This is a genomic window from Verminephrobacter aporrectodeae subsp. tuberculatae At4, assembly GCF_000193225.1.
Lineage (GTDB): Bacteria > Pseudomonadota > Gammaproteobacteria > Burkholderiales > Burkholderiaceae_C > Acidovorax > Acidovorax aporrectodeae.
The window spans coordinates 1-9,825 of record NZ_AFAL01000387.1 but is presented as its reverse complement, the minus strand read 5'-3'; the positions used below and the strand labels follow the sequence as shown (position 1 = coordinate 9,825).

Annotated in this window: 10 protein-coding genes; 8 read left to right on the top strand and 2 right to left on the bottom strand. The window is 65.3% G+C overall.

Features of this window, described 5'->3' with window-relative positions; genetic code table 11:
* Positions 1–187: 187 nt before the first annotated feature.
* Both VTU_RS0110125 and VTU_RS32680 read left to right on the top strand, forming a co-directional pair.
* The gene (locus VTU_RS0110125) at positions 188–886 is read left to right on the top strand and encodes an MFS transporter (RefSeq protein WP_010103813.1); all 699 of its coding nucleotides are present in this window, start codon (positions 188–190) and stop codon (positions 884–886) included.
* 194 nt (positions 887–1,080) lie between these two features.
* Positions 1,081–1,371: a hypothetical protein gene (locus tag VTU_RS32680; RefSeq protein WP_169315384.1), complete on the top strand. Its 291-nt coding sequence runs from the start codon at positions 1,081–1,083 to the stop codon at positions 1,369–1,371.
* Between the two features lie 57 nt (positions 1,372–1,428).
* On the opposite strand, the gene VTU_RS0110115 is transcribed toward VTU_RS32680, so the two are convergent.
* Both VTU_RS0110115 and gabT read right to left on the bottom strand, forming a co-directional pair.
* Positions 1,429–2,415 (bottom strand): CobD/CbiB family protein, encoded by a 987-nt coding sequence (locus tag VTU_RS0110115; protein ID WP_010103808.1) that lies wholly within the window; start codon positions 2,413–2,415, stop codon positions 1,429–1,431.
* 120 nt (positions 2,416–2,535) lie between these two features.
* Positions 2,536–3,825, bottom strand: coding sequence for a 4-aminobutyrate--2-oxoglutarate transaminase (gabT, locus tag VTU_RS0110110; RefSeq protein ID WP_010103807.1), 1,290 nt, complete (start codon positions 3,823–3,825; stop codon positions 2,536–2,538).
* A 321-nt stretch (positions 3,826–4,146) separates the two neighbouring features.
* Between gabT and VTU_RS0110105 the strand changes: the two genes are divergently transcribed.
* The 6 genes from VTU_RS0110105 to VTU_RS0110075 all read left to right on the top strand — a co-directional run.
* Positions 4,147–5,253: a mandelate racemase/muconate lactonizing enzyme family protein gene (locus VTU_RS0110105; RefSeq protein WP_010103806.1), complete on the top strand. Its 1,107-nt coding sequence runs from the start codon at positions 4,147–4,149 to the stop codon at positions 5,251–5,253.
* Positions 5,250–6,743: an aldehyde dehydrogenase family protein gene (locus VTU_RS0110100; protein WP_010103804.1), complete on the top strand. Its 1,494-nt coding sequence runs from the start codon at positions 5,250–5,252 to the stop codon at positions 6,741–6,743. Before VTU_RS0110105 ends, VTU_RS0110100 begins: the two co-directional genes overlap by 4 nt.
* A gap of 75 nt (positions 6,744–6,818) precedes the next feature.
* Positions 6,819–8,057: a PLP-dependent transferase gene (locus tag VTU_RS0110090; protein ID WP_010103802.1), complete on the top strand. Its 1,239-nt coding sequence runs from the start codon at positions 6,819–6,821 to the stop codon at positions 8,055–8,057.
* A 64-nt stretch (positions 8,058–8,121) separates the two neighbouring features.
* The gene (locus VTU_RS34770) at positions 8,122–8,307 is read left to right on the top strand and encodes a hypothetical protein (RefSeq protein WP_010103800.1); all 186 of its coding nucleotides are present in this window, start codon (positions 8,122–8,124) and stop codon (positions 8,305–8,307) included.
* 261 nt (positions 8,308–8,568) lie between these two features.
* Positions 8,569–9,627, top strand: a complete 1,059-nt coding sequence (locus VTU_RS0110080) for an IS630 family transposase (protein ID WP_029554273.1) — start codon at positions 8,569–8,571, stop codon at positions 9,625–9,627.
* Positions 9,624–9,825, top strand: a 202-nt coding sequence (locus tag VTU_RS0110075) for a S24/S26 family peptidase (RefSeq protein ID WP_010103798.1), incomplete at its 3' end; no start/stop codon positions are given. The genes VTU_RS0110080 and VTU_RS0110075, both read left to right, overlap by 4 nt.

Genomic DNA, 9,825 nt, shown 5'->3' with positions numbered 1-9,825 from the left:
GGCGGTCGGTGGTGTTGAGTTTGACGTTCTCGACAACCCACGGCGCTTGCAGCCCCAGCGCATTGGTGAACAGCGCTTCCAGTTCAACACCCATCAGACACTCCCATGTTCAACATCAACTTGGTGGACCTGTGGACAGGCCCGAGGCGACCTGCCCGCTGGCGTCCACTACCAGCGGCTATTGTGCATGTTGGTTTCCACACGAAACGACGAGGAGCCCCGCGCGTTGTGGGTTGGGGGTCTCGTGCTTTTTGCCGCCGGGTCGGCTGCTGCCGGTTTGTCAGACAGCGTTGGCCAATTGATTGCATCTCGAATCGTTCAGGGAATTGGCGCCGGCATCTTGATGCCCGTGATGCAATCGATTCTGCTGGCTTGCGTCGGGCATGCCAGACTGAAAACGGCCATGGCAACGGCCGGAGTTCCTGCGGTTTTGGCCCCCATTGCCGGGCCAGTCGTCGGCAGTTTTCTCCTGCAATGGGGTCCTTGGCAGCTTATCTTCTGGGTCAACGTTCCCATCGCTTGCCTCGCCCTTGGTCTTGCATTTCGGTTCCTGGAGAAGGATGCGGGGAGTTTTGCTGAAAAATTCGATTTCCCCGGCTTTCTCTTATTGCTTCCGGCCCTTGGTTTGACGGTTTTTGGGCTTGCTGGAGTTTCTGGCATTGCGGAGACAAAATCCATGACCGGGGAATCGGGCATGGCGTCCGTGGGGGCAATCATTGCCGGGATGGTCTTTCTTTCCTGCTTCACTGCGCATGCCCTGCGCAGCAAAAATCCGCTTCTCGACATCCGTCTATTCCGTGTCCTGTCGTTTCATGCGTCCATGTGGCTGCTATTTTTTTCCAGTTTTGTCTTCTACGGTGGAATTTCCTTTTTCCTCTGTTCCTGATGAATGCATGCGCACAAGGCCCGATGCTCGCAGCCCTGCTCGTCGGGGTTCACGGTTTGGGCGCATTGATATCGCGGTTTTATCTGGAGGCGGCAACGAAGCGCTGCGGAGTCGGCAACACGGCCCTCATGGCGATCGTGGGCACCGCAATGGGGACGGCGGCGCTGTGCCTGCCCGCGGTTCTGCAATTTCCCGTGGCCATCGGCATGGCGCTGCTGCTGCGTGGAGCGGGAGTCGGTTGGCTGACGCTGCTTGCGATGTCGCATGCCTACCATGCGATCGCGCGCCGCAAGGTTCCTGACGCCAGTTCCCTTTCGCGTGTCGTGACGCTCCTGGGCGCTTCGGTGGGCACAGCCTCGGTGGCTGTTTTGTACCAAATCAGCGCCCGCTTTGGCTGGGATGCATTCAGGCCCGCGCTGATTGGCCTTTTCGTGCTGGCCGTTTCCTGCACGCTGCCCGCGCTGGTCCTGAAGCGGGCGCGTTGATGAAATATGGGGAATGGCTGCGGCCCCGAGCGCGAACACGCCCGGCCGCAAGCAGGCTCAGCCCAGGAGCCGTGCCAGCGTGAGCAGCGCGAGCAGCAGCATCCAGACCACGACCGAGCGCCAGACCAGCCCGACCACGCTGCGCAGGTGGCTGACTTCGGGCTCGCGGCCCGGGGTGGCGTCGCTGTCGCCCACGTCGATGTCGATCTCCAGCCCCTGCGGGGCGTGCATCTCGGTGCGCGCCTTCAGGGCCTCGCCACCCAGGCGCACGTTGATGGCCCCTGCCGTGGCTGCCAGCACCACACCGTCGTTGTCATTGGGAAAACGCTGCGCGTGAAAACGCCAGCCCTCGATGGCCTCTTCAAAGCTGCCGACCATGGCAAAGCTCAGCGCCGTCAGGCGTGCCGGCAGCCAATCGATGGCCGTCCAGGCCTGGGCCGAAGCCTGTTGCAGCGAGGCGCTCGCAGGCTGAGCCCCCATGCGCTGCGTGTAATGCCAGTAGCGCGAGACGAACTCGGCCAGCCGGTACAGCACCGCGCCCGTCGGACCCAGGCCCAGCGCCGCCAGCACCGAGAACCAGGCGAGCACGCCGAACACATGGCGGTGCGCGGCAAACATCGAATACTCGATCACGTGGCGCACGATCTCGCTGCGCGGCAAAACGCCCACGTCAACCTGCTGCCAGTGCGCCAGCCGCGCGCGGGCGGCGTCCTCGTCCCCCTCTTCGAGCGCGTCGCGGATTCCGGTGAAATGGTGGCTGAACTGCCGGAACCCCAGCGTGACGTACAGCACGGCAACGCTCCACAGCACCGCAAATGGCCAGCCCAGCCAGCGCAGCAGGAGCCAGTGGATGGCCAGTGTGAGCAGCGCCGGAACGAGCACGGCCAAACCCCACGCCACCCAGCCATGCTGCGGTTTGCCGGCATCGAAGTTGCGGCTCACGGACAGGGCCCAGGCGCGCAGGCCCGCATGAATCGGGTTGCTGCGCGCCAGCGGGCGGGCCTGCTCAATCAGCAAAGCGAACAGGATGGCAAAGAAACTCATGGCGGGCAATGATACCGGGGCTTCACTCTCTGTCACGCTGGGCCGGCGACCCGGTGAGGCCGCGGCGACCTCGGCGCACAGGCTGCCGATGCGTCCGGGCGGGGCCGCTGAACGCCGGCCTCATGCCTGCAACAGGGAGTCGGAGAGGAGCGCCAGGCCCTCGGCGAAGACCGCGTCCTGTATCGTCAACGGGAAGAGGAAACGGATGACGTTGCCGTACACGCCGCAGGTCAGCAGCAGCAGGCCCTTCTCCAGCGCGATGTCCTGAATCCGTTTGGTGAATTCGGGCAACGCCACGCCGCTGGAGGAATCCCTGAATTCCATGGCCACCATGCCGCCCAGCGCCCGGACCTGCGCGATCTGCGGCACGCGCGCGCGCAGCGGCTCCAGATGCGCAAGCAAACGCTCACCCAAGGCCTGCGCGCGTTGCACGAGCGCCTCTTTTTGCATGATGTCCAACACCGCCAGAGCGGCAGCCACGGCGATCGGGTTGCCGGCGTAAGTGCCTCCCAGGCCCCCCGGGGCGACCGCATCCATGACCGTCGCCCGGCCCGTCAGGGCAGACAGCGGAAAACCGCCGGCCAGGCTCTTGGCCATGGTGATCAGGTCGGCGTCAACGCCGTAGTGCTCCAGCGCGAACATCTTCCCGGTTCGCCCGAAACCGGTCTGCACCTCATCCACGATGAGCAGGATGCCGTGCTCGTCACACACTGCGCGCAGGCTTTGGAACAGTTTCAGCGGTGCAACGTAGAAGCCCCCCTCCCCCTGCACCGGCTCGATGATGAGCGCCGCAACGCGCCGTGGATCCACATCCGTCTTGAACAAGCGGTCGATGGCCTGCAGGCTGTCATCGACGCTCACCCCCAGCGCCTCTGCGGGGAAGGGGACATGCCATACGTCCGGCGGCATGGCGCCAAAGCCCGCCTTGTAGGGGTTGACCTTGCCGGTCAACGCCAGGCCCATCAAGGTGCGGCCATGGAATGCGCCGGAGAACGCGATGACCGCATTGCGGCCCGTGGCCGCCTTGGCCACCTTGACGGCGTTCTCCACGGCCTCCACGCCCGTGGTGAAGAGCGCAGTCTTCTTGGCGAAGGCCCCGGGCGTGATCGCATTGAGCCTCTCGCACAGCGCGACGTAGCCCTCGTACGGCGTCACCTGAAAGCAGGTGTGGTGAAACGCGTCAAGCTGCGCGCGGACAGCCTCCACGACCTGCGGATGGCGGTGGCCCGTGGCCAGGACGGCGATGCCGCTGCCAAAGTCGATGAAACGCTTGCCGGACACATCCCAAAGTTCCGCATTCTGCGCGCGGGCCACGAAGACCTGGGTCTGCACCCCGACGCCGCGTGGGCACGCGGCTTGGCGCCGCGCTTCCAACGCGGCGTTCTTATTGGAATTGGACGGCTCAAGCATTCGATGGCTCCTCGAAAAGACGTAATTCTAATTCACCAAACTTGCCAATCACGGCAAGGTTTTGCAAGGCGTGCAGTTCGTCATTCCGGAACTGCCCCCCCATGCACGCCCCCACTGCGGGTGCGCTTTGCTGTGCGAGACCGGTGAAAATGGCCTATCACTTTTTCCAGAATGGACGGGGTTATTCGGGCTATTCCGAGCGGAGAATGATCCCCTTTTGAAAACCGGGCGGCCTGGAGACTCGTTGGTGACAAATCAACGCCGCTTGGCGCAGCCCAAGCCGGTGTGCGGCGATCCACCGGGCCGAAGTGAAATTACGCAATGAACATCCATCGTCTAGAGACCTTCAGCAACCAGCATGTCGGATTTGTCCGCGTCACCACCGATACCGGCCTGCAAGGCTGGGGGCAGATGTCAACGTACAACGCGGACATCACGGCGCAGGTGTTTCACCGGCAGATCGCACCCTGGGCCTTGGGCGCGGACGCGCTGAACATCACGCATCTGGTGGACAGCATCCCCGAGCACGAGCACAAGTTTCCCTGCTCCTATCTGTTTCGTGCCCTCGCCGGCCTGGACACCGCGCTGTGGGACCTGCGCGGAAAGCTGGAACAAAAAAGCGTCTGCGAGCTTCTGGGGGGCACGCCCCGGGCGTTTGCGGTGTACGCATCGAGCATGAAGCGCGGCGAAATCACGCCCCAGGACGAGGCCGAGCGGCTGGCCCGGCTGCGCGACGCGCAGGGTTTCGACGCGTTCAAATTCCGCGTCGGCAAGGTGTGCGGCCATGACCAGGACGAATGGCCGGGGCGCACCGAGGCCATCGTGCCGGCCGTGCGCCGCGCGCTCGGCGACGGCGCGCGCCTGCTGGTCGATGGCAACAGCGCGTACACGCCGCGCAAAGCGATCGACGTCGGGCGCATGCTCGAAGACCACGGCGTGATTCACTTCGAGGAGCCCTGCCCGTACTGGGAGCACCATTGGACGAAAGAGGTCAGGGAAAATCTGCAGCTCGACGTCACAGGCGGCGAACAGGACTGCGACCTGACGCTGTGGAAATACATGATCGACAACCGCGTGGTCGACGTCGTGCAACCCGACGCCTTCTATATCGGGGGCGTGACGCGCATGCTGCGCGTGGCGCGCCTGGCCGAGCAGGCGGGAATCAAGGTCACGCCGCACTCGGCGAACCGCTCGCTGGTCCTGCCCGTCACGCTGCACGTGATGGGCGCGCTCACGAATGCCGGCGACTACGTCGAATACTCGATCGAAGGCGCAGACTACTACCCATGGGAACAAGGGCTGTTCCGCAACAGCCTGAATGTCCGGGACGGTAAATTGCAAATCCCGGCCGAGCCCGGCTGGGGAATGGAAATCCGCGAAGAATGGCTGCAAAAATCCAGCTACGCAGTCAGCGAGGTCCAGCCATGAACCCGGGTTTGGACGCACTGATCGCCGAATTTCGCCGGACCGGCACGCTCAGCGGCCTGCCGCGCGAGCACTTCATCCATGGCGCCTACCAACCCGGCTCGGGCAGCGCTGCGCTGGAGACCTTTGACCCTGGCAGCGGCCAGGCCTTCGCGCAGTTTGCCGCCGGCGGCGCTGCCGAGGTCGATCAGGCCGTTGACGCGGCCCGGCGCGCGCTGCGCGGCGCCTGGGGCGATGCGGCGCCGGCCGAACGGGGGCAGACGCTCGCAGCGATCGCGCAGCAGGTGCGCGAGCACGCCGACAGGCTGGCGCTGGTCGAGAGCCTGGACAGCGGCAAACGGCTTTGCGAGGCGCAGGCCGACGTGCGTGGCGTGGTCCGCGCTTTCGAGTACTACGCTGGCGCGGCGGACAAGATGCAGGGCGACAGCTTTCCGCTCGACAAGGCCTACGTCGGCTTCTCCATCGAAGAGCCCGTCGGTGTCGCCGCGCAGATCATCCCCTGGAATTACCCGCTGGGCACCGCCGCGCGCGGCATTGCCCCGGCGTTGGCAGCCGGTTGCACGGTGGTTGCGAAACCGGCCGAACAGACGCCGCTGTCCGCGCTGATGCTGGCTGAACTGGCCAGCGCCGCGGGCCTGCCCGACGGCGTGCTGAACGTCGTCACCGGCGAAGGCGCGACCGCGGGCGCAGCGCTGGTGTCGCACCCCGGCATACAGCACATCACCTTCACCGGATCGGTGGCCACCGGGCAGCAGGTGATGCGCGCCGCGGCCAGCCACGTCACCCGGGTGCTGCTCGAACTGGGCGGGAAATCCCCGCTCGTGGTGCTCGCCGATGCCGACGTCGAACAGGCGCTCCATGGCGTGCTGGGCGCGATCTACGAGAACGCAGGCCAGATCTGCTCGGCAGGTTCGCGGCTGATCGTCGAGCGCTCGCTGCACGGCCAGTTCATCGAACGGCTGCTGGATCGCGTGGGCCAGCTGGGTCTGGGCCATGGCCTGACGAACCCGGACGTCGGCCCGGTGAATTCGCTCGCCCATCTGAACCGGATCCATGCGCACGTGGCCAGCGCCGCAGCGCGCGGGAACCCGGTTCTTGCCGGCGGCAGCGTCGCGCACCCTGCGTGCGCGCCGGGCGGATGGTTCTACCGCCCGACGGTCATCGAGGCCAGCTGCGCACAGGATGCCGTGGTGCAGCAGGAAATCTTCGGCCCAGTCCTGGTGGTGCAGCAGGCCGACGACCTCGAGCAGGCCATCGCCTTGGCCAACGGCACCGACTATGCGCTCGCGGCCGGCATCTACACCCGGGACATCGGCCGGGCCTATCGCTTTGCGCGGCAGGTCGATGCCGGGCAGGTCTACATCAACGAATACTTTGCCGGCGGCATCGAAGTACCGTTCGGCGGCAACCGCCGCTCCGGCTTTGGCCGCGAAAAAGGGCTGGAAGGGATCCGGAGCTATTGCAAGCTCAAGAGCATCGTTGCGCGCGTCTAGGAGTCCGCGTTGGCCACTGGCTCGTTGCATACGTGCTGAAAAACCGGGTGCACCATCGTGTCGAAGCGCGCTACCATGGCGGGCATGAGAACCCCCGGCACCGATCTCGCCACGCGCATCGTCCAGCACGACTACGTTCCGCCCGCGGGCTTCGCGGCGCCCCAGCCGGGGGTCTACAAGGCCTCTACCGTCATCTTCCCGAACGTGGCCGCCATGCGCGCGCGCGATTGGCGGGACAAGAGCGGCTATACCTACGGACTGCACGGCACGCCGACCACCTTCACCCTCGAAGAACGTTTGTGCACGCTCGAGGGGGGCCTGCAGTGCGTGCTTGCGCCCAGCGGATTGGCCGCCATCGCGAATGTGGCGCTGGCCCTGCTCAAGCCCGGGGACGAACTGCTGCTCCCCGACAACGTCTATGGTCCGAGCAAGGACTTGGCGCACGACGAACTCGCCCGCCTGGGCATCAGCCATGGGCTGTACGACCCGCTGGAGCCGGCCGACCTGGCCGCCCGCATCACGCCCGCAACGCGGCTGGTGTGGCTGGAGGCGCCGGGTTCGGTCAGCATGGAATTTCCCGACCTGCGCGAACTGGTGCGCATCTGCCGCGCGCGCGCGGTGCGCACGGCGCTGGACAATACCTGGGGCGCGGGCTTGGCGTTCGCGCCGTTCGACCTCCTGGGCGACGGCAGCCTGGGAGTGGACATCTGCGTCCACGCGCTGACCAAATACCCCAGCGGCGGCGGTGACGTGCTGATGGGCAGCGTGATCACGCGCGACGCCGCGCTGCATACGCAAATCCGGCACACCCACATGCGGCTTGGCCTGGGCGTCGCGGGCAACGACGCGGAAGCGGTGCTGCGCGGGCTGCCCAGCCTGGGTCTGCGCTACCGCGCCCACGACGCGGCAGCCCGCAGTCTGGCGCTGTGGTTGCAGCAACAGCCCGCCGTCGCCCAGGTTCTGCACCCTGCGCTTGCGGGTTCGCCAGGCCACGCGCATTGGCAGGCCCTGTGCGGTGCCGGGCCGGGGGGACAGGGCTTGGCCGCGGGCCTGTTCAGCGTGCTAATCGATGCGCGCCACAGCGCGCAGCAGGTGGACGCGTTCTGCGACGGCCTGCGCCTGTTCAAACTGGGCTATAGCTGGGGCGGGCCCATGAGCCTGGTCGTGCCCTACCACATCGCCAGCATGCGCAGCCGCTGCGTGGCGCATTTGAAGCAGGGTACGCTGGTGCGGTTTTCCATCGGGCTGGAAGCCGTGCAAGACCTGCAACAGGATCTGCAACAGGCCATGGAACGCGCCTTCCCGGCGGCGTGACGCCGCGCGGGACGCGGGGGCCTGGTGCTGTTACAGTGGACCTTCACTTCAGGAAGCAACTACCTTGGCAACACCCAACTACGGATACGAGAAACGCCAGCGCGAACTCGCCAAAAAGAAAAAAAAGGAAGAGAAATTGCGCGCCAAAACACAGCGCAAACCGGATGACCCGCAGGGCGATCAGCCCGCTGGCGAGCAGGCGGGCGGCGATGGAGTGGCCCCCCGAGACGGCGCGCAGGAACCGCTTTAGCGCCCCTCCGGTCCCTGAGAGCGTGCAGCGAATGAGATAACGCCTCACACAGCGCCTGCAGTGGATGTTTGTCCGGAAGGCGGACCGATATTCAGCGAACGTGAGCGCTGATTTCGGAATCGTGGCCCAGAGGCGGCCAGTGCTTGAACCAGCTATTTTCATAACTTTCAGGCCATGGCGTTTTGGTGCAGACGCCGGGCACCATAAATCACGGAACTTATATTTTGGCTTGGCCTCGTACAGCGCATGGAGGACCATGCCATGCGGGTTGCCACGCCAGTTCTGTTGTGTGCCGACGATGATCGGCATCTACGAATTCTTTCCAACCGCGAGCGCATCAATGCGCGTGTCCAGATGCGCATTCGCATCGTGCTGCAGGCGGCACAGGGAATGCAGGACAAGGACATCGCCGCCCAGTTCAACATCGACCGCCGCGTGGTAGCGCGCTGGCGGGCACGCTTTCTGGCCGCCGGCGTAGATGGCCTGTTGCAGGACGCCACGCGCACGGGGCGCCCGCGCACGGCGCGCGAAGAGGCGAACGTCGAGCAAGTGATTCGCAGCACACGCAAGGAAACCCCCGAAGGCTCGACGCGTTGGAGCACGCGCACCATGGCCGCTCATTGCGGTGTCAGCGCATCCACTGTGGCCCGCATCTGGCGCACGCATGGGCTCAGACCCCATCGGGTCAAATCCTTCAAACCCGCCAACGCTCCCCGCTCCGCCGAGAAGTTGGAGGACATCGTGAATCTGTTCCTGAATCCGCCCGAGCAGGCGCTGGTGCTTTGCTGCGACGAGAAAATGCAGATTCAGGCGCTCGACCGGACCCAGCCGGACCTGCCGCTCAACTCCAGGCGCAGCGGCGCCATTACCTTGTTCGCTGCGCTGGACATGCTGAGCGGCGAGGTGATTTCGATGACCGATCGACTCCACCGGCACCCACAGTGGCTGCGCTTTCTCCAGTCGATCCATCGCCAGACGCCGAAGAACAAGCAACTGCACCTGATCGTGGACCACTACGCCATGCACAAGCACTGCGCGGTCATGGCCTGGCTGGCCAAGCACCCGCGCTTTCATTTGCACTTCACTCCCTGCCATTTTTCCTGGCTCAACCTGGTCGAGCGCTTCTTTCGGGACATCAGCGATGAACTCATGCACCGCGGCGCGTTCACCAGCGTGCCCGCGGTGGAGAGCGCCATCAACACGTACATCGCTGCGCACAATGCGAATCCCAAGCCGTTCACCTGGACTGCTGCCACGGCCGGCGACATCCTCGGCAAGACCACCCGGACTCGGCGCAGCACAGCAGATCCGCAGCCATGAAGAAACGGCACTTGGGCATCGCGGCCCTCGGCACCGTGGTCGTCGTTGGCGCAGTCATCCCCATCGGCCACGCGGCCGGGTTGCGCCTGAACTTCACGCACTCGGCCCCGACCGGCCTCTGGCGCGTGCAAGCACTCGACATGGCCACGCTCAAGCGGGGCGAGTTGGTCGAGGTCTGCCCACCGGTCCGGCCCATCG